We start from the raw sequence: 20,491 nt of genomic DNA, 5'->3' as shown, positions 1-20,491 counted from the left end.
ATTCTGATGATTTTGAAAACTGAACTTTAGGGTTCAGTTTTTGTTTTAAAAATTGAACTTTCCACTAAAGTTGGGTACAAAAAGATCACTTTAAAGAAGTAATCTCAATAAGAAATCATTTATTCAACCATGAAAATAGGGAAGTGTATGGCGGCATATTATCAACTTATCGGGCGTAGTACAGATGCGACAGGTGTTGTGACGGCACATTACCAATCTACATTGCTGGCGCAAGGTGCATGGAATGAGCATGAGCAACACATGGCACCAGCCACAGGCATTATCTGTGCCGAATTAGACCGTTTTATGCCACGTCAGGATATGCGGATTGGCCGGATCAGCCTGGATATTTTAGGTCTGATTCCTGCCGGAGTGTTCAGTGTCAGCACAAAAGTGATTCGTCCCGGAAAAACCATTGAGTTGATTGAGTCGGAAATGAAGTCTCAGGGCAAAACCTGTATTGTGGCACGGACTTGGCGCATGATGACGCAACATAGCCAGTCAGTGAAAGGTCTGGAAGATGCACATGCAACTGGGCCTGAAGCTGCACCGATCTGGGAAGGAATCCGCCAGTGGCCGGGTGGCTATATCCAGTCGATAGAAGCAAGAAGCCATGAACGTCGTGCAGGCAAGGGTATCGTTTGGTTACGAACCCAGCATGACATGGTTGAGGATGAGTCCACGAGCGATTTTGTTCGTTTAATGGGGATGGTGGATACCGCCAATGGCATTGTACCGCGCCAGGATTGGCCATTTCGCTGGGGCTTTCCTAATCTGGATTTGCAAATCCATATGCACCGTTTGCCACAGGGCCAGTGGCTGGGTCTGGAAACCATGCAGCAATATGGAGAAGATGGTATTGGCCTGAGCAGTTCTGTACTGCATGATGTGCATGGCCCCTTTGGACGCAGTGAACAGATTTTGACATTGCGTCCCATCGCCTGACCGATGTTTGCCTGTTAAAAAAAGCCTAGACGATGAACTGGGCTTTTTTATGCTTTCCCGGATGAGTTTTTAAATTTATCCCACAATCTCAATGGTACTTGCCCCAGCACCCAAAGGTTTAACCTGAATCTGCACGGGGATTCGTTCGTGCATTTCCTGAATATGCGAGATCAGCACCACTTTACGGCCCTGATTTTGCAATTGATCCAGTGCATTCATGACCATGTGTAAAGAAGATGCATCTAGCGTGCCGAAGCCTTCATCAATAAATAATGATTCAATTTTCATTGAACCTGAGGCCATATTGGCAATGGCAAGTGACAAGGCAAGGGCCGTCAGGAAGGATTCTCCACCTGAAAGTGAAGCCACTGAACGGGTTTCACCATCCATGTCATGATCAATAATGGCCAGACTCAAGGAATGCTCCAGGCGCTTCAGCGTATAACGCTGCGACAGCAGGGCCAGTTGCTGGTTGGCATGCTCAATTAAAATATCCAGATTATATTGCTGCGCATAATCGCGGAATTTTTTACCGTTGGCATCGCCCATCAAGCCTGAAATTTTGCCCCAACGATGTTCTTCGCTTTGAATCTGCTGAATACGCTCGGCGAACTGCTGTTGCTTGGCCAAATTGCGCTGATGCAGTTCTAGTTTGATATTGTGTGCATCACGTAAAGCCTGAGCATCTTTCAGTTGTTGCACCAGTTCATTAAGTTTTTGCTGTAATTGCTCAAAGTCAATTTCAGGTTGCTGAACAAGATGTTGCTGTTGTTGTTGCTGTAAGGTATTGACTGCCGATTGCGCATCAGTGAGGCTGCGTTCAGCGGCCTGAACAGCCTGGCGGATCTGCTGTTCTTGTTCATTGGAAATCTGCTTAAGCTGCTCCAGTATAGTCAGATTGAAATCGCCATGCTGAGCAAGCCAATGCTGGATTTCTAAATTTGCAGTGGACTGTTGAGCTTCAAGTTGTGCCAGCTGCGTTTTGAATTGATCGAGCTGGCGTTGTTGTTCAATGAACTGCTGACGCAGCTGATCATAGCTTTGTCGGACTTGATTAAATTGCAGCTGTAAATTTTTTCTTTCTGCATCGTATTCACTGAGCCAGTCATGAGGTTTTTCAACCTGTTTTTGTGACATGTTGAAAATCAGTTGCAGCGCCTGTTCGGTATTTTCCTGTCCTTTACGTTGCAAATCTGCTTTTAATGTTTCAGTTGCAGCAATTTGCTCAACACTAAAATTCACTTTTTGATCGAGTGTATTGAGATGCTGTTGCTGTTCAGTCATCTGTCTGGCCAAACTTTCCAAGGCTTGTAGCAGATCTGCCCGTTGGCTTAATTGCTGTGCCAGTGCAGAAGCAGTGGCCAGGGTTTGAACCGACCAGGCCTGTTTTTGTTCAGCTGAAAGCAGATTAATGATGTACTGAATATTTTGCTCGGCCTGATGCACGCTCGAAAGTTGTTGCTGGATGTGCTGAATGTTTTGGATTAAAGTACGCTGCTCTTGTTGAGTGCGTTCTAATAGCATCAGTTGTTGTTCAATCTTATCCACATTGTCTTGCAGAGATTGTGCAGACTGAACAAGCTGTTGCTCAATCAGTTCCGATGATTGAGCAAAATTAAGTGTGATTTGTCCACTCTCCGCCAAGGATTGTAATTGTTGTTGAACGTTGAGGGTTTCATGCGCTAATTGTTTGAATCGCTGCTGATGCTGTTCTAAGGCTGAACTTTGCTGCGTCAAACTGTGTTGCACTTTTTGCCATGTCTCAAAGCTTTCTTTTTCCAGCTGTATGGCTTGCTGTTCTTGTTGTTGCTGTAACTGCATTAATTCATTAGACAGGGTTTTATGGTCTTGTTTGTAAGGATGTTGCGTACTGCCACAGACCAGACAAGCTTCGCCGTCAATCAACTGTTCACGCAGCTTTTCGATATTTTCTGCATGCAATAAACGCTGTTGTTGTAGAACGCGTTGTAAAGTTTCACGTTCTTGCTGTTGAGATTGATACTTCAGTTCAGCTTGCGCGACTTGTGTTTTTAAATCTGCAACTGATTGTGTAAGTTCCCTACATCTGAGTTGAACTTGTTGCTGTTCCAGGTTGATCTGAACATATTGCTTAAACTGGCTTTGAACGAGACTGAGCTGATGACTCTGTTTGAGCTGGTTTTCACGACTTTGGCGTTGTGCCGAAAGCTGCGTACTGATCTGTTCATCCGGCCCAAATTGTTGTTGCAATGAGGAGAGTTGTTGCTGCTTTTGCTCAAGTTGAGTGGCCGCAGACTGGACTGAACCATAGGCTTGTTCAAAGTTTTGATATTGCTGGATAAAGCGTTGCAATGGGTTTAAATGTGCTTTTAAACCATCATCCAGAGTTTTGAATTGTTCGGTTTGAATCAGTACATGGGCTTGCTGCTGGTGTTGTTGTTTGAGCTGTTCAAGCTGTTGCTTGAGCTGGTTTTGCTGGTCGAATAAAGGTTGTTGCCCCTGTTTAAGCTGCAAAATTTTGCCATGGGCATCTTTGAACTGCTGACCAATATATTCACGTTCCTGAATGCATTGGCGAACCTGGTCTATGGTTTGCTGATGGGTCTGTTCAAAAGTTTGCTGTGCTTTGAACTTCTCATCTACAGTTTGAAATTGCACTTTTTCTAGTTCATGGCGTTGTTGCATAGCAGCAAAGTGTTGTTCTGTAGTTTGCAGCTGTGGATGCAGTTTTTGCAGATCAGATTGAACCTTATGCTGTTGAATCACACTCGGGCGAATTGAAGCAAATACTTCAAGTTGTTTGAGCTGTTCGCGTTCACTCGCCAATTGCTGATATTGCAGTTGTTGCGCTGCAAGTTGCTGTTGGCGTGCCTGAATATCTTTTTCAAGTTGCAGCTTACGTTCAAACCATTGCTGCTGCTGATTCAGCTTGTGCTTTTCATTTTCCAGTTGCGTGAGCTGTTGCTGTGTTGCGGCTAATTGTGCTTGATGATCAGAGACTTGCTCCTCGGAAAGCAGTTCAATATGTCCTAAGATATTTTCCAGCTCTTTACGCTGGTTGGCAATCAGCTTGGTTTTTTCATAAGCCAGCTGGCCAATTTTGCCAAAGATGTTGGAATTGGTCAGATATTCCAGTAATTCACCGCGTTCATTATCACGGGCTTTTAAAAATGCGGTAACTTCGGATTGAGCCAGCAGGACTGCGCGAGTAAATTGTTCAAAACTGAGCTGGCTGATTTTGTGGATACTGGCATCGACAGCTTTGGCTTTATCTGCAATCACGACACCGTCGGTCAGGCAGGTGAAATAGCGCTGTACACTTTGCAGTTTTCCATCTACTTTTTCACGTGAACGTTTCAGCTCCCAGCGTGCCAGATAGCGTTTCTGATCCTGGGCGACAAAGCAAAGTTCGGCAAAGCCATGTGCGGTGCCACGACGCAAAACGGTTAAAGGCGAGTTGGTCAATAATTCTGAACCGTCTACATCGACCAGTTTCCCATCACTGTCTTTTAAACGTGGAATTTTATTGAATAGTGCCAGACACATGGCATCTAAAATCGTGGATTTTCCGGCACCAGTTTTGCCTACCACGGCAATCAAACCTGCACTGGCTAAAGGTTCGCTTTCAAAATCAATAAAATGTTCACCTGAAAGGGAGGCCAAATTTTTTATACGAATCGATAAAACTTTCATGGATTGCCCTTAATGGATCTGTTGTTCTTCTAGTGACTTTTGTGCTTCGTGAAGCAGGCTCATAAAATCTTTAAAAACATCTTCATCATTGCTATAGCCTTGCTTTTCCCAGATCTGTTGGAATAGTTTTTCCGGTGTTGGCGGTTCTAGGCAAATTTTGGCAAGGGCTGAGCTGCTATTTTCCGCAGACAAATACTGCCGTGAAATACGCACTAGACGATAACGGTTTTTAGGCAGCGCTTCTTCAAATTGTTGTCTTAAATTCGGCAGTGGCGGCGTCAGGGTGTGATATTCGATATCAACATATTCACGCTGATCAATATTTTCAATTTCACCTTCAGGCAAGGCTTTAAGCTTTTGTATTACCTCCTTCAATTCACCGCGAATTTTATGCAGCTGAATACTGCGCGGAATGGCAACGGCCTGGAACTGAAAGCGTGACTCATCTTCTAGTGCAGGATTAATATTCACTTCAACAATTTGATGTTTATAGTTAATTTCGCTAAAAGAGAGCGGGATGGGAGAGCCACTGTAACGGATATGGGCATGCTGGACTTTTTGCGGTTTATGTAAATGTCCCAGCGCAACATAATCAATGCTGTCATCAAATAAGGCGGTTGATAAAGCTTCTTCATTACCAATAATAATCGGCCGTTCCGAATCAGACGTTTCACCGCCTTGCATATGTGCATGTGACATTAAAATCAGTGCCTGATCCTGAGTTTTGCGTTTAAGTGCTTCTGCAATCAGTTGCTGGTGCAAATAGGCAATGGCATTTTGGCTATTGGTGGTGTGTTCATTAAAACCGGTAATTTCTGCAGGGCGTAAAAAGGGCAGCGCTAAACACCAGGCCACAATCTGTTTCTGTTCATCATAAATGGGAACCAGTAAGCGCTCTAGGTCAATATGTCCGGCAGCATTTTTATGAATGACCCCGACCGTTTTAGCATTGTATTTTTCCAGTAAAGGTTCAACCTGTTCAATGCGGTAACCCGAGTCATGGTTTCCTGCAATCATCAGCGTTTGCATATGCGGGGCAATGGCATGTGCATCGGCTAAAAATTGATAGAGTTGCTTTTGCGCACTGGATGCAGGATTGATGACATCAAAAATATCGCCTGCAATAAGTAGGGCATGCGGTTGTTTTTCTTTAATTTGTTTAATTAACCAGGTTAAAAACTGTTCATGTTCATAATGGCGTGAATGGTTGTAAAAGAACTGTCCTAAATGCCAGTCTGATGTATGCAGAAAATGAACAGCCACGAATGCCCCAAATCACAATGGATAAAATGAGCCTATAAATTATCATAAATCATGCCACCTATTCTCCCTTTCATTGTCTATGTAGTCGCTTAATTTATGTTAAGCGATTTAATTCTAAAGCTTTTTTTATTGGGCATTTTCATCCGCTTCTACCAGGCCAAAAGTATTGTGATCGGGGTCAAGAAAATATCCCTGCCAGCAACGCCCAGGAATGGCAAATTTGTCCATGGCAATTTGACCGCCTGCATTCAGAATTTTCTGTGCGACTTCATCGAAATTTTCAACCAGTACAGAACAGGTATAAGCATTGGTACCACAATGGGTTGGCGGGATTTCTGCAGGGCGTTTCAGTAAACCGCCAGACATGTTCTCAGTTTGGATTTGATAATACTCAATCGGCAAACCTTCAACCTTACTAAATTCCCAGCCAAATACAGTCTGGTAAAAATTAATGTCTCTGGCTGGATTGGAAGACTGGATTTCAAAGTAGACAATGTTATTCATGTTGTAGTCCTGATGGTTATTTTGAATATTAAAGAAAAATTGATGCCGTCTGTTTGCTATATGCACAATGTGTGATTGCTTTGAAAATAAATTAAATAGCCAGAAGGATGTGTTTCTTCTTGGAGAGAAATTGTATAATAATTAATCATATTGAAATGTAAAAATGTTTAATTGCAAAAAGCAATTTTATTGGGGAACCTGCTTCAAGCAGGTCAATCATCAAGAGCGCATTGATAAGTCCGGTATGGTAAAACCAAAACATGTCATGACATCTTGCGCATTCAAATTAGAGCTGTACTATGCCGAAAAATCCGTTTGATGAGCATCAATTGTCGAATGACATGGTTTATAAAACCTTATTAGAATCGACCTTAGCCATACCCTGGAGCATAGACTGGGCAACAAAAACGTTTAGTTATATTGGCCCTCAAATTGAAAAGTTGCTGGGCTGGGAACAGGATTCCTGGAAGTCGGTGCAGGACTGGGCAGACCGCATGCATCGCGATGACCGTGATCATGTCTTGAATTTTTGCGTATCGCAATCCATTGCAGGCATAGATCATGAAGCGGATTATCGTGCCTTAAAAGCCACCGGCGGATATTGCTGGATTCGCGATGTAGTGCATGTGGTACGCAAGGAAAATGGGGAAGTTGAAAGTCTGGTCGGCTTTATGTTTGATATTTCTGAACGTAAAAAAAAGGAAGAAGAATTAAAGGCTTTATCTCGAAAGCTGGAAGAATTTTCCTATAAGGATGGTTTAACCGAAATTGCCAACAGACGCTTATTTGATGATTTTTATTCGCGTGAATGGTGCAACGCAATACGTGAGCAAAAGCCGCTCTCGGTTATTTTGATCGATATCGATTTCTTTAAACAATACAATGACTTTAATGGACACATTATTGGCGATGCCTGCATTAAGCAGATTGCACAAATGCTGCAAAGTTGCTGTGTCCGTCCGCGAGACCTAGTGGCGCGTTATGGCGGAGAAGAGTTTGCGATTGTGTTGCCAGAAACCCATTTAGAGGGTGCGATTCAAATTGCAGACAATATACTTCACATGATTGAGCAGGCAAATCTGCCGCATCGAGCTTCACCGATTTCAGAAAATGTCAGCGTCAGTCTGGGGGTGAAATGTATTTGCCCGACCGAGAAAGATGACAAAATGCACTTTTTGAATCTGGTCGATCAAAACCTGTTTAAAGCCAAACAGACCGGACGTAAACGTTTTGTTGCTGATGAAACTAAAATTACGGTTAAAGGTGCAGCAGCGGATTAAAAACCGCAACAAAATAAAGCACTGCTGATTCAATTGAGGATGCAGCTGCTTTGGCTTAAATCTGCGAGCGAGTCAAAAAAATTTCAACCTTGATGAATGAGCTAAACAATCATGAATAAAAATAAACCACTTCATTCAGGGGATTATTTTTAATCATCTTTTATCAATCCTTAAAATGCACCGGTATCCACTGGTAATGCTTTCCATCTGCTGAATAAATATGTCCAATGCCCGGGAATGGCAAATGTGGTGCAGCTATGGTCTGCCCATTTTTAGCCAATCGGGCAAACTGGGCTAAACGCGTTTGCACGGCTTTTTTCGGGTCGGTATCAAAATCGATGGCAGTCGTAGGTCGATCAAACTGAATGCTATGCGAGTGGACGATATCGCCAATAAATACTATTTCTTGATTGCCAGATTTTAAGGCAAAACTGCTATGTCCCGGTGTATGTCCCGGTGTGCTGATGACTTCAAAGCCCTGGATTTTTTCGCCTAGCTTAAAGGTCTTCAAACGTTTTGCATTTTGGTATGGGTGAATGGCTTGCTGAATCTTCTCGACGGTTTGTTTAAATTTGGCCTGTTTATCTTGCGGTAATTTTGCTGCCTGCTGCGGGTTGAGCCAAAAGTTCGCTTCAGTATCGGCTACGTAGACAGTGGCATTTGGAAAGTTAGCCCTTCCTTTATTGCTAATGCCACAGACATGATCGGGATGCAGGTGTGTGAGCAATATAGTATCGACTTGCTCAGGCTTGTAACCTGCTGCAATCAGGTTTTTATGTACTGAACCAAAATTTGGACCGTTACAGCTGGATGAACCGCTATCTACCAAAACCAAAGATGAGCCGGTATTCACCAGAAAGGCATTTACGGAAGTTTGAATGCCTTTGGCTTGATCGGCGTAATATTTTTTGAGAATTTGAGTCATCTCCGCTTTGGGAATGTCTTTAAACAAGGCAGGTGAGAGGTAATTGGTGCCATCCAGTAGGGCTGTGATTTGGTCATGCCCAAATTGATATTGATAAAAGCCAGCCACCTGTTTTTGTTGGGTGATGGGTTGGCTTTCTACAGCTTGGGCTTGAGGCATAACCATGAATGAACTAAGTCCAAGTATGGTTAGCGCAATTGATTTATTCAGTGTTTTCATCGTTATTCTTATCGTTTAAAAGACATGTCTTTTTTTAGCATGTTTTTGATGGAATTTTATCTGATATAAACAATAACCCATCAAAAAGGGGATTTTATCAATGTAAAAAAGTGTCAATTAAGAGACTTTTTTACTCAATTTTGCTCCTGCTCTAGATTTAATTACTATTCATAATTTTCTATTTTTAATATTTTCTTTTGTTTAAAAAAATCTTTCCAGTCTTCTCTAGAAAGCTTGTTTTTAGTTATAAGTTCTATCAAAAAAGTTATCCATTTATCTTGATATAAATAGTCATTATGAGGTTCATCATAATGACAATAATCAGGGTTTGTTTCAAAAGCGTCGCTATCAGGACTAAAATCAGAATAAGGTCTAATTTTAAAGATACAAAGTAATTGTTTATGGTCATTATGGGTCAATTTCAAATTAATAGATTTGTTAACCTCCTCTAAAACTTTGCTTGGTTTTAGTTTGCCGATATTAACGCCTTCAAACTTTACGACTTTATCTTTAACAATTGCTGTAAGACGGTCATATTTTTCTTTATCTTCCTCTGAAATTGCACTCCAGTTCACAAACTCAACTGCTAAATCACTTTTATTGGTATTGGCAATTTTAGGAATTTGGATCAGTTTGATACTGTACTCTTGTGATGCAAATACATCATCACGAATATGATCACGATATTTCTGAATAAATTCTATTAAGTCTTTATATTCTGTGGAAAGTAATTGTTTACTGGCTTCTTTTTGCTGAGTTGTTCTCATCCTGGAAAATTGTAAGGAATGAGCTAAACTTTCATTAATCGCATATTCTTCTCCGAATAATTTAATTAATTCATTTTCATAGTTATAAAGAAGTGCTTGGCATTCACCGAAAATCGTCAACCCGATTTCATCTTTATCAATTGTTCGGTGTTCGATTTTATTTCTTAATTTTATAAAAAATTCTAAGTTGATTTTTACTGCTTCTGATAATTTTGCATATTCTTTTATGCATGTTTTTAATTCCCATGCTTTTTTATCACCATCAATCAGCTGATACCTTCCATTTTTCTCTTTATGGAAATATGTGTCTCCAATTGTATGGTTAAAGTGAGCTTGGAATAGTCTTGTCCAAGCCATAACCATGTGTGTAATAAAAGTTTCAACTCTAAAAGGTGCTCTAGGTTTATTGTAAATTTCGACTGCTAAGAGAGCACAATCGATTGAACTTTCTAATAAGGATTTTGTTTTGCCTTTTCTTAGTAATGGGGCTTTCATTAATTTTCATGTTGGTAAGTAAATTATTTAGAGATTATCAGTAAATTATTGATATTTAAATAATATGAATATTTTTTATTTACTTTTGACTGGGCAAAAGTAACAAAACCCCTTTGTTAGCTAGAGGGTACTTCCTTGTACCCCTAGCTAACAGGCGACATCCTTGTCGCCGGTCATCTGATTAAAGACTGTAGATTTTATCAAATGAAAAATCCCTTCTCCCTTTGGGAGAAGGTTAGGATGAGGGAAAGCCAATAAAAAAAGCCCCTACATTCGTAGAGGCTTTTTTATCTAAGACCTAGATCTTAAGACACTTTATCACCCGGTTTAGCACCAGTTTCAGGTGAAATCACCCAAACGCCGTCGCCATTACCCGCTGCCAACACCATACCGTTAGAAATACCAAAACGCATCTTACGTGGAGCAAGGTTCGCCACCATCACCACCAATTTGCCTTTTAAGTCTTCAGGTTGGTAGAACTCACGAATACCACTAAACACGTTACGTGGCTCAGCTTCACCGACATTTAAAGTAAGCTGTAAAAGCTTATCCGAACCTTCAACCGTAGCAGCTTCAAGAACTTCAGCAACACGAAGGTCAACTTTCATAAAGTCTTCGATACCGATAATTTCAGCTTCGCCCACTTTAGGTTCAGCTTTCTTCTCTTTGGCTTTCTCTTTTTTCTTTTCAGCTTTGGCTGGAGCGGCCGGCGCAGCTAAAGAATCTTTAGATTCGTCAACCATAGTTGCAACAGCTTTAGGGTCTACGCGCTGCATCAATGGTTGGAACAATGCAATTTCATGAGCAGTTAAAATTTCTGCACGAGAAGCAAAGTCGAAAGAAGCCAATTTCAAGAAGTCTTGAACTTGTGCAGCCAATGTTGGAAGTACAGGAGCCAGGTACACAGCCAATTGACGGAACAGGTTAATGCCGACTGAACATACGTCGTGAACCTGTTGCTCTTCGCCTTCAATTTTCGCTAAAGCCCAAGGCTTTTTCTCATCGATATATTGGTTGGCTTTGTCTGCAAGCGCCATGATTTCACGAATCGCAGCAGAGAATTCACGCGCTTCATACTGAGACGCAATTGAAGAACCTGCATCGATAAAGCTTTGCACAAGCTCAGGCTCTGCACAAGTTGAAGACAGTTTATTGTCAAACTTGGTATTGATGAATTTTGCACAACGACTGGCAATGTTGACCACTTTACCCACAAGGTCTGAATTCACTTTTTGTACAAAGTCATCAAGATTCAAGTCTGAATCTTCAACTTTGTCCGAAAGTTTAGATGCGAAGTAGTAACGTAGGTATTCAGGGTTCAAGTGCTGTAGATACGTTTCGGCCTTAATGAAGGTACCGCGAGATTTAGACATCTTCTGACCGTTCACAGTCAGGAAGCCATTCACGAATAAACCTGATGGCGTGCGGTAGTTTGCACCTTCAAGCATTGCAGGCCAGAACAGTGCATGGAAGTAAACGATGTCTTTACCAATGAAGTGATACACCTCATTTTGAGAATCTTTTTTCCAGTAATCGTCAAAGCTGAGTTCTGGACGTTTGGTTTTGATGTAATTTTCAAAGCTCGACATATAGCCGATCGGTGCATCCACCCAAACATAGAAGTATTTGTTCGGTGCATCTGGAATTTCAAAACCAAAGTAAGGTGCATCACGGGAAATATCCCAGTCAGCCAAGCCAGCATCAAACCATTCATCTAACTTGTTGGCAATCGATACAGGTAAACGACCTTCATCACGGGTCCATTTTTGCAGGTATTCTGCAAAGTTTGGCAGTTTAAAGAAGTAATGGTCTGAAGATTTTTCTACAGGCGTTGCACCGCTTAAAGTCGAACGTGCATCTAATAGTTCAGTTGCGTTATAGGTTGTACCGCAAACTTCACATGAGTCGCCGTATTGGTCTTCCGCTTTACATTTCGGGCATGTGCCTTTAATGAAACGGTCAGACAGGAACATGCCTTTTTCCGGATCGAACAATTGAGTCACAGGGCGAACAGCAATATTGCCTGCCTCACGGTTTTTAATGTAGATCTCTTCCGAGCGTGCCTTGTTGGCATCGCTGTTGGTCGAGTCATAATGGTCAAAGTGCACACCGAAACCATCAAAATCACGGATATGTTCTTTTTGCACATTGGCAATCTGTTGTTCCGGTGCAATACCATTGGCTTCAGCACGCAGCATAATTGCTGTACCGTGAGCATCATCTGCACATACATAAGTCACGTTATGACCCATTGCACGCATGGCACGAACCCAGATATCTGCCTGGATATAACCGAGTAGGTGACCCATATGGATCGGACCATTGGCGTATGGAAGGGCGTTAGTGACTAAGATATTACGCACGGATATGACTCTCTCATTCGTATATTATGCAAGGTGGATGATTTTACCTGATGCGCGTAGGAATACAAAGTAAAGCTTTAGATGAATGGTACTATATGGCGATATTTAATTTTCTAAAAGTGCTATAAATTTTGCATATTTTGCAGCGAAATATAATCTAAAGTGACTACAATTGAGTAAGCGGATATTAAAATTATTATCGCTCTATTTGGGTATGAACAGATAAAAGTATAAAAATATTTATGGATTTAAAATATGTCAGAGTATCAAATCGAAACGTGGAGCCAAAGGTTAAAACTTGCTGGAGTGGCACTCGTGATTTGGGCAGGCATCGTGCTCCTTACACTCTTGGTTATTATTTTCTGTTTATATATAAAAATCGTTCAAGAGCGCAATACAAAAATCGAGACTTTATCTCACTTATCTGAGAGACATGATCATCAGCGATTCTCAAGCTTAAAAAAACCGATACTTCAATTCACACGGTGGCATAGTGCAGATCATGGAGCATGGGTTTCAGTATATCATTTAGATAAGCCAAGTCAGCAAAAACTTATGAATGGTGATTACCCCACAAGTGAAAGACAACATGTTGAATGTATTAAGACCACGATTGAAACGAGTTGGAAGGGATCTCATCTCAAACTACATTATGTTGTGCCAAAGACTGACTTTAAAGCACATAAAGAATATAAAAACCATAACTCTTTTTTGCTATATGGTTCAAATCAATTTTTAAAAAATATTGAACATATTTGTGATCAAGGACAGTTTAAAGTGCTTCAGGGAACGGACACTTTGTTAGGACGTGGGTTTAGGCATCATTATTGGGCAGTTGATGCTGAGCAAAAATATTTATTTAGCGTGTATCAACTGAATTGACTCTTACTTAGAATTTGCAAGTTTATGGTGGTATTTCTTGTTTACCGCTATAAGCGCTGAGAAATAACTGTGATAATACAATATTGATGTAAATGCTTAGAGCCAGAAAACCATGATTGACGAAGATGATTTTGATTATGACCAACCTGTCACGCGCATTAAACAAAATGCTGCGAGTCAAAAACAATTGGGCAGTCAGATTTTAAAAGATGCTGAGCAATACCTTGAGGAAATCTCTGCTGATGAACATACATTTTTAATTAAGACCTTATTGGGCTTAGCAGAGCAAGATGCTTACTTTCAAGTCTTGGCAGATGAACTAGATCAACCGATTGGCGCAAAGTTTGCCAATGATGCTTTAAATCTCATGCATTTTTGGCCGGCAATTCATCAGTTTGAAGATGTTGAACAATTCAATTTACTCGACATCATTAACAGCGAAAACTTTCAAAGCGAAATGCTGAAAGCTTTTGATGCCTTAGAGATTGATGAAGAGATTAAAGCTCAGCGCCGTTTGGTTCTGCTTGAAAGTTTTAAAATGTACAAGCTTGGCTTCTATAGCGGTTGTATTCCAAACGTCTATGCACAGCTTGAAGGGATCTTGACTGATGTTTTAATCAAAACCGGTTTCTTAAAACAAAACGGCACCAAGTTTGTTGATGTGTATAAAATAGTTCCGGGTCTAAAAGGCAACGAAATTAAAAGCCTATGGCATAAGTCGAAAATTGCCACTGAATTGAATCCTTATTTTACTGAACTTGCTGCCTATAAAATGGATTCAAGCTCTAATGTAACCATGACTCGTCACAATATGTTGCATGGAACAGACGTGGAAAACTTTAACCAAGCACGTAGCTTTATTTTGTTTATTTGGCTATTTTCTGCAGTGAGTTTTATGAGTACGCTTAAATATTAATAAAATTTATTCGTTATTATAGGGTTAAATTGATTTTATTTAAGTTGGCTTAACACTGAATAGATAAGAAATAGATGGAATTTTTACATTTAAAATGAATAAAGAATCTATCTATTTTTTATCACTTTGACCAGCAGCAGAGGCTTTAAAAGGAATTTTTAATTTCGTGCAGGTTATTTAAACGCTTTGATATGAGCTTATGTGAGCGCATGTTATTTTTATCTTATCTATTATTGCTGGCGCATCAGAATTCTCAAACTTGAGTTTGTGGGGAAGTCATAATCAAGTTGAGGTCTCTAAATTACGCGTTTTAATCACTAGAAAAATCTAATGAAATTATAGTTCACGCCAAACTTTATTTTCATCTTGCAAAGAAACAGTGAAATTGAAGTTTGAATCGTCTGATACAAGCAGACTTGTCGGTGTATGCATAACGACTTTTAAGATAGTCCCTTGTTCAAAAACGAGAGGATTGCAGTTCTCTTTTTGCAAGGTTACTGGTTTTAATAATTCGATGACTAATTTTTCCATGTCACATCCCCTGTATGTTAGAAATTAGGTTAATAATATCATAAATTGCTAGATATTTAACCAATTTTATCAGTTTTGCGAATTAAATCAAAAACAAACGAATAAAATTTATCGTGTAATTTGCATACTGAATAAAAAATGAGAAGAGATTAAAATTTATATTTTGATTTATCTTTGGTTTTTTAATATTTCCCTAAAATTTATATGGGTTTCATTGTTCGGTCATTTTTAAGAACATTTTAATTTATTCGATCTAAGCTGGGTCAAGATTTGGCTAAAAGTCATTTGAGCATAACATTTTTGATTGTGGCAAATGCTGGAATGTCCAGAATAACGATTACAAAAATGTTGTGTTGAATGAGAGGTCTCCAGAACTTTAAGCCAAATTGAAATGACAAAAACTTCATCAAAGGCTGAATCAACAATACAACTTGCTTGTTGAAGGGTTACTCAAGGAAAATGATTTCACCTGAAAAAACATTTCACAAACAGTGTATAAGTTGCTACAAAGATGAAAAGACTAAAATAATAGCCGCCTCATCCATCCAGCTTAAATGGGCTGGGTGGTGGTTGACCGGCAAGTTTGAAACTAAAAAATAAAGGAATAGCTCCAGCTAATGTTTAAATCTTTTTTTCCGAACCCGAAGTGGTTCTTTTCGTCTTTGGTGCTGTGGTTTGTCATCAATATTGTCTTGTGGTATTCCGGTGGCAATACTTGGGGAACCTTTTTGGGCTTTGCACCCGGCTATGCCACGGCGGAATTACCGATTGGGGTAAGTCGCTTTTGGTCACCTTCATTTTTATGGTTCTACCTGTGGTTCGTGCTTTCAACCATAATTTTTGCGCTGTTCTGGCGGTTTAAATCCAGCAATCCCTGGCAAGGCTGGTCGGTCTGGGGCTCGGCTTTTATTCTGTTTAATATCTGGTTTGCCGTACAGGTCAATGTGGTGGTTAATGCCTGGTATAGCCCATTTTATGACCTGATTCAAAAAATGCTGAGCAGTGGTGGAGGCAATGTCAATTTACTCTACAGTGAAACCTTAACCTTCCTCTATGTGGCGATGGTGTATGTGACCATTGCGGTGTTTAACCTGTTCTTTGTCAGTCATTATATATTCCGCTGGCGTACCGCGATGAATGACTATTACACCGCGCATTGGGAACAGTTACGCCATATTGAAGGGGCTTCGCAGCGTATTCAGGAAGATACCATGCGTTTTGCCAAAACCACCGAAAGTTTGGGGGTGAGTTTTATTCAAGCCTTAATGACGCTGATGGCATTTTTACCGGTGTTACTCCAGTTGTCATCACACGTGAAACAGCTGCCTGTGGTGGGTGAAATTCCCTATGCACTGGTCTGGGCTGCCATCAGTTGGGCGGTATTAGGTACTGTGGTGTTGATGGTCGTCGGTTATAAATTGCCGGGTCTGGAATTTAATAACCAGAAGGTTGAAGCTGCCTACCGTAAAGAACTGGTCTATGGTGAAGACTATGCTGAGCGTGCCGATCCGCTGACCTTAAAAGAACTGTTCAGCCGCGTGCGTTTTAACTATTTCCGCCTCTATTTCCATTATGCCTACTTTAACATGGTGCGTATCTGGTACATGCAACTGGACAATCTGTATGGCTTGTTTGTGCTGTTCCCAAGTATAGCCGCAGGGGCGATTACACTGGGTCTGATGATGCAGATCTTGAATGTCTTTGGTAAGGTACGCGAATCATTTCAGTATCTCATTGAGTCTTGGCCCACCATTATTGAGCTACTTTCAATTTATAAGCGTTTAAGAGCATTCGAATCGACTTTGCATAAGTAATAAAGACTTAAATTCAGTAAAAAACCCGCATTATGCGGGTTTTTTTATACTGTTTTATATTTCACAATCATGGAAATGCTGAGCTATAGTGATCAGAAAGGGAAGGGACAAGAAAAATGAAAAGGTTTTATACGTGGACTTCGCTTTGCTGTCTGGCCGTGGCCAGTCCTCTAACATTTGCCAAAGAAATTCAAGGCATATCTTTTTCACATCAGGATTGGGAAGTGTATTGCAGTAATACCGGCACCTGTCGGGCAGCAGGCTATCAGGATGATCATCTGCAAAACATGCCAGCCACAATCTTGTTCACCCGTAAAGCTGGGGCAAAACAAACCGTACAAGCAAGATTTGCATTATCCAGTTTTGATCAAGCTTTAGATAACAAAAAGCTGAATAATTTACATTTTTTTATAAATCATCAGGATTATGGCCGAGTCAGGATTCACATTTCAGAGCAACTGCTCACAGGAACGCTAAATAGCCCACAGCTCAATGCACTGTTACAACAGACCCGGAAAAAAGCCAATATCGTATTTAAAAATGCCTATTACACCTGGCAGGTTTCGGATGCAGGCATGACGGCTGCATTATTGAAAATGGATGATTTTCAAAAACGCATGGGTACGGTAGGTGCTTTGGTAAAGCCCGGTACCGCAGGTGAGTCGAAAGTATTGGCAGCACAGCCTAAACCAATAGTGACTAAAGTAAAAACCGCAGCAAAACCTTATTTAACCCTTCAGCCCAATACCAGACAGTACCAAAACCTGCATCAGTTACTCATGGCTGCCCGGCCGACACAGTCAGATGCAGCTGACTTTTGTGAAGGTATTTATGATGGAGAGGGTGCCAAACCGCAAGCGATTGAACTCTATAAGCTCAGCAATAACAGAGTTCTAGCCACCACACTATGCTGGCGCGGTGCCTATAATGAAGGTTATGGGGCTTGGGTGGTGAATCAATCTTTAACAGGCAAAGCGAGCTTTGTGACCGAATCTGCATCGGATTTTGCAGCAGGCGAAATCAGCAGTGCGCAAAAGGGCCGCGGTATTGGTGATTGCTGGAAGATGAGCGAATGGATTTGGCAGGGACAAGCTTTCGTTCATACTGTAGATCGCTGGTCTGGCATGTGTAAAGGTTTTGCCGGTGGAGCCTGGGATTTGGATTTAATTGAAGCTGTAGTGAAATAACACATTTTCATTTTTGCTTTTGAATACGCCAGCTAGCTATTTATATAAAAGATTAAATTTTCATCAGTTTATGATGGAAATTGTCGAATAGCTTCAGGGATTACTGAAGCTTCACCAATCATAAAAAGTTTTAAGATGGCTCAAAAGTGTTATCCGGTTCAGATTTTAAGCTTAAAACTTTTAAAAAATTGGCAGTTATTTTTTATTTTTGATGCAAAAAACCATTATTTCATTCAAGAGAATTAATAACAAAATCAAAGTACTGGATTTGAGATTTTACCCATTTTCATATATTTTTCAGTTACAGCATCAGTGAGCATTAATACGTGAATTTCAAAACATTCATCTTGATTGGTGGGGTAGGCATCGCTTTACACGGCTGTACGAGTTTTAATGGTTCAAGCTCAGACAATTCGGTTAAAAATTTTGCCTCACCACAGGAAATGATTGCTCAAAAAAATATCAATCAAGCCAATGGGCAGGCGAAAGAATATGTTTATTCTTGGGGATCAAATCAGAATGAAAAAGAACCTCAATCTTTATATCCAAGAAAATATTTAAACAATTATTGTTCTGCCAAGAATGGCAAGTTTAGTCTGTTATATAAAAGCACACTGTCTCTGGTGAAGAATCAATCGGATAAAAAGCTGCTTTTGGCATCTGGCAATGTCAAACAGGGCATAGGCGCCTATAAATGTGTGCAAAGTAATGGACATAGCTGGATTGTTTCGATTGAGCCGGTTTCAGAACGTAAATCAGGAGATGGAAGCAATGCACGGCTGGTCAGTTTGCAAACCAGATTAATGTCGGCTGATGAAGCAAAACGCTTCTATACAAATGTGGCTGTAACTTCTCGTGCGGCTGAAAAAAAATCCAGCAGCAATGAGCAGAACACTAAAAAAGCGCTAAATAAATCGACTCCTCCAAAGGAGCCGGAGCTTAAAAAAGAAACCAAGCCTGCAGCCGAGTTGCCAGCAGCACAGCCAGTAAAAGTGGTGGAAACACCTCAACAACAGCAATTGCAAGCTTATGTTTCTGCACGCCGTGATTTAAGCAAAGGACAAAATCAGATTAATGCCTGTAATAATGCACAACGTGCATATAACTACGGCAAATTAAAAGGCACGAGTGCCAGTGTATATACCGATTCGGGCATGTTGGTAGCGCGTTGTTTAACCAGTGTGCCTGCTTATAGCAATCGTTTTGCTAATTCCAAAGCCCAAGCGATTAGAATTTTGCAGCATTTAGCCAATAATTATAATCATGCGGGCGCGAAGAATATGTTGCGGCAGATTAAATAGTTTGACTGCATTAAATTGGAATTTTAAAAGACTCGTCCAATCAGTGGGATGATCCCCATGATTGGACAGGGGATCATCTCTAAGTCTTATCCCCGATAAATTCCATTTTTGTTGAAGTTGATATTTTATTTGAATGGAAAACATCATTTTTAGGGTTTGATTCAATTTTTAGTGAGTCCAGTTTACAGAGTCATAACAGGTAAAAACCTGAGCTTTATGATACAAAGAAAATGATTTTTCACTGGAGTTCGCCTTATGTCTCGCAATGTTTTAACCACTGCTCGTCACAGCATTTCACGTATAGGCTTTTCAGCTTTGATGGCAGTTGCATTGTTGGGTTCCGCGCAACTGGCGACAGCAGGGCCAACGGTTGATCGGCTGAGTGATTGCCTGGTGAAATCGACCACCGACACCGATAAGAAAACGGTACTGCAATGGACCTTTGTGGCTTTATCGACGCATCCAGATTTAAAAAGTTTTAGTCATGTGACCGATGTTCAGAAAGAGCAACTGGATAAAAGTCTAGCGACCGTTTTACAGCGCATCTTGGTGGAGCAGTGCTCGAGTCAAACCAAAGCCGTGATTCAAGCAGAAGGCTTGCAAGCTGTAGGCGATAGTTTTCAGGAATTAGGTCGTACTACGGGTGAAGCGATTGTGAAAAATTCTGAGGTGAACCAGCAGTTGAAAGGTGTATTGCGTTATGTCGATCTGAATAAGATGGTGATGACGTTTTTAACGCCTGGTGTGTGGAATAAGTTGGGGGTGATTCGTAAGTAACTAGATTGGTTTATTTAAAGATTGAAAAGATAATTTTAAATAACCAAAAAATAGGGTAGAGGATAAAGTCCATCCCATAGAATAAGCCTATTCCTCGCTGTTTTCTTGGTGAATAGACTTCAGGTTCTGTGATTCCTTTACGCCATTTGGGGTGGGTCAGTATCACAATGATAACGATTAGAAATAGTCCAAGGGCGCATTGAATGATCGTTTGTAAAAGTTCTAGTGTCATTTTTGTTTTTCTTTGGTGTTTATTGAATTTTATAACATAAATATTAATCCTCTCCCTAGCCCTCTCCTTTAAAAAAGGAGAGGGAACACCGCGTATCAAATTAATCAAATGACAAAGTCTCCCTTTTTTAAAGGGAGATTTAGAGGGATTTTATAAGTCATGCATAAAAAATGACTTTGAAAGTCTTACACGTCCTAAGTCTTCAAGTTTGGTGATGGAAGATACTTTTTTGACTATAATAATTGATGATTGATCCTAGACAGTATCGTGGACAATCGGTCCCTCTAAATTCTTAAAATAATTCTGTTCAAAAGCTTCTGGACTTAACCAGCCATTTGCAGAATGCCGTCTAATTCGATTGTAGTAAATCTCAATATATTCAAACAAGACAGCATTGGCTTCTTTTCGGGTAGTAAAC

16 protein-coding genes are annotated in these 20,491 nt (G+C 40.5%); 8 read left to right on the top strand and 8 right to left on the bottom strand.

Annotated elements, in window-relative coordinates:
- Positions 1–147: 147 nt before the first annotated feature.
- Positions 148–945: a thioesterase family protein gene (locus B9T26_RS14665; RefSeq protein WP_086200395.1), complete on the top strand. Its 798-nt coding sequence runs from the start codon at positions 148–150 to the stop codon at positions 943–945.
- 75 nt (positions 946–1,020) lie between these two features.
- Here the strand turns inward: B9T26_RS14665 and B9T26_RS14660 are convergent, their stop codons facing one another.
- The 3 genes from B9T26_RS14660 to B9T26_RS14650 all read right to left on the bottom strand — a co-directional run bounded on the left by B9T26_RS14660 (position 1,021) and on the right by B9T26_RS14650 (position 6,384).
- Entirely contained in the window at positions 1,021–4,617 is a 3,597-nt protein-coding gene (locus B9T26_RS14660; protein ID WP_086200394.1) for an AAA family ATPase, read from the bottom strand.
- A 9-nt stretch (positions 4,618–4,626) separates the two neighbouring features.
- Positions 4,627–5,880: an exonuclease SbcCD subunit D C-terminal domain-containing protein gene (locus B9T26_RS14655; protein WP_086200393.1), complete on the bottom strand. Its 1,254-nt coding sequence runs from the start codon at positions 5,878–5,880 to the stop codon at positions 4,627–4,629.
- Between the two features lie 126 nt (positions 5,881–6,006).
- Positions 6,007–6,384 (bottom strand): VOC family protein, encoded by a 378-nt coding sequence (locus tag B9T26_RS14650; RefSeq protein ID WP_086200392.1) that lies wholly within the window; start codon positions 6,382–6,384, stop codon positions 6,007–6,009.
- Between the two features lie 299 nt (positions 6,385–6,683).
- On the opposite strand from B9T26_RS14650, the gene B9T26_RS14645 reads away from it, so the two are divergent.
- A complete protein-coding gene (locus tag B9T26_RS14645) occupies positions 6,684–7,664 on the top strand; it encodes a diguanylate cyclase (RefSeq protein WP_086200391.1) in 981 nt (326 codons plus the stop codon).
- Between the two features lie 163 nt (positions 7,665–7,827).
- Here the strand turns inward: B9T26_RS14645 and B9T26_RS14640 are convergent, their stop codons facing one another.
- The 3 genes from B9T26_RS14640 to metG all read right to left on the bottom strand — a co-directional run bounded on the left by B9T26_RS14640 (position 7,828) and on the right by metG (position 12,433).
- Positions 7,828–8,754 carry an MBL fold metallo-hydrolase gene (locus B9T26_RS14640; protein WP_413772772.1) on the bottom strand — a complete coding sequence of 309 codons (927 nt, stop codon included), beginning with the start codon at positions 8,752–8,754 and terminating at the stop codon, positions 7,828–7,830.
- Positions 8,755–8,972: 218 nt separating this feature from the next.
- The gene (locus B9T26_RS14635; protein ID WP_086200389.1) at positions 8,973–10,070 is read right to left on the bottom strand and encodes a DUF3644 domain-containing protein; all 1,098 of its coding nucleotides are present in this window, start codon (positions 10,068–10,070) and stop codon (positions 8,973–8,975) included.
- A gap of 305 nt (positions 10,071–10,375) precedes the next feature.
- Positions 10,376–12,433, bottom strand: a complete 2,058-nt coding sequence (metG, locus tag B9T26_RS14630; RefSeq protein ID WP_086200388.1) for a methionine--tRNA ligase — start codon at positions 12,431–12,433, stop codon at positions 10,376–10,378.
- A 255-nt stretch (positions 12,434–12,688) separates the two neighbouring features.
- On the opposite strand from metG, the gene B9T26_RS14625 reads away from it, so the two are divergent.
- Together B9T26_RS14625 and B9T26_RS14620 are read left to right on the top strand one after the other, a co-directional pair.
- Entirely contained in the window at positions 12,689–13,315 is a 627-nt protein-coding gene (locus tag B9T26_RS14625) for a hypothetical protein (protein ID WP_086200387.1), read from the top strand.
- Between the two features lie 112 nt (positions 13,316–13,427).
- Complete coding sequence (locus tag B9T26_RS14620) at positions 13,428–14,231, top strand: hypothetical protein (RefSeq protein ID WP_086200386.1); 804 nt, start codon at positions 13,428–13,430, stop codon at positions 14,229–14,231.
- Positions 14,232–14,567: 336 nt separating this feature from the next.
- Here the strand turns inward: B9T26_RS14620 and B9T26_RS14615 are convergent, their stop codons facing one another.
- Positions 14,568–14,762 (bottom strand): hypothetical protein, encoded by a 195-nt coding sequence (locus B9T26_RS14615; RefSeq protein ID WP_086200385.1) that lies wholly within the window; start codon positions 14,760–14,762, stop codon positions 14,568–14,570.
- Between the two features lie 617 nt (positions 14,763–15,379).
- Between B9T26_RS14615 and sbmA the strand changes: the two genes are divergently transcribed.
- From sbmA to B9T26_RS14595, 4 genes are all read left to right on the top strand, one after another.
- Positions 15,380–16,576 (top strand): peptide antibiotic transporter SbmA, encoded by a 1,197-nt coding sequence (gene sbmA / locus B9T26_RS14610; protein WP_086200384.1) that lies wholly within the window; start codon positions 15,380–15,382, stop codon positions 16,574–16,576.
- A gap of 116 nt (positions 16,577–16,692) precedes the next feature.
- A complete protein-coding gene (locus B9T26_RS14605; RefSeq protein WP_086200383.1) occupies positions 16,693–17,763 on the top strand; it encodes a DUF1176 domain-containing protein in 1,071 nt (356 codons plus the stop codon).
- Between the two features lie 326 nt (positions 17,764–18,089).
- Complete coding sequence (locus B9T26_RS14600) at positions 18,090–19,064, top strand: hypothetical protein (RefSeq protein WP_086200382.1); 975 nt, start codon at positions 18,090–18,092, stop codon at positions 19,062–19,064.
- A gap of 255 nt (positions 19,065–19,319) precedes the next feature.
- Positions 19,320–19,841: a hypothetical protein gene (locus tag B9T26_RS14595; RefSeq protein WP_086200381.1), complete on the top strand. Its 522-nt coding sequence runs from the start codon at positions 19,320–19,322 to the stop codon at positions 19,839–19,841.
- Positions 19,842–20,328: 487 nt separating this feature from the next.
- On the opposite strand, the gene B9T26_RS14585 is transcribed toward B9T26_RS14595, so the two are convergent.
- Positions 20,329–20,491, bottom strand: a 163-nt coding sequence (locus B9T26_RS14585; RefSeq protein ID WP_143223033.1) for an IS3 family transposase, incomplete at its 5' end; no start/stop codon positions are given.

The sequence above is a fragment of the Acinetobacter sp. ANC 4169 genome, assembly GCF_002135355.1.
Classification (GTDB): Bacteria; Pseudomonadota; Gammaproteobacteria; order Pseudomonadales; family Moraxellaceae; genus Acinetobacter.
This window is presented reverse-complemented; position numbering and strand designations above follow the sequence as displayed.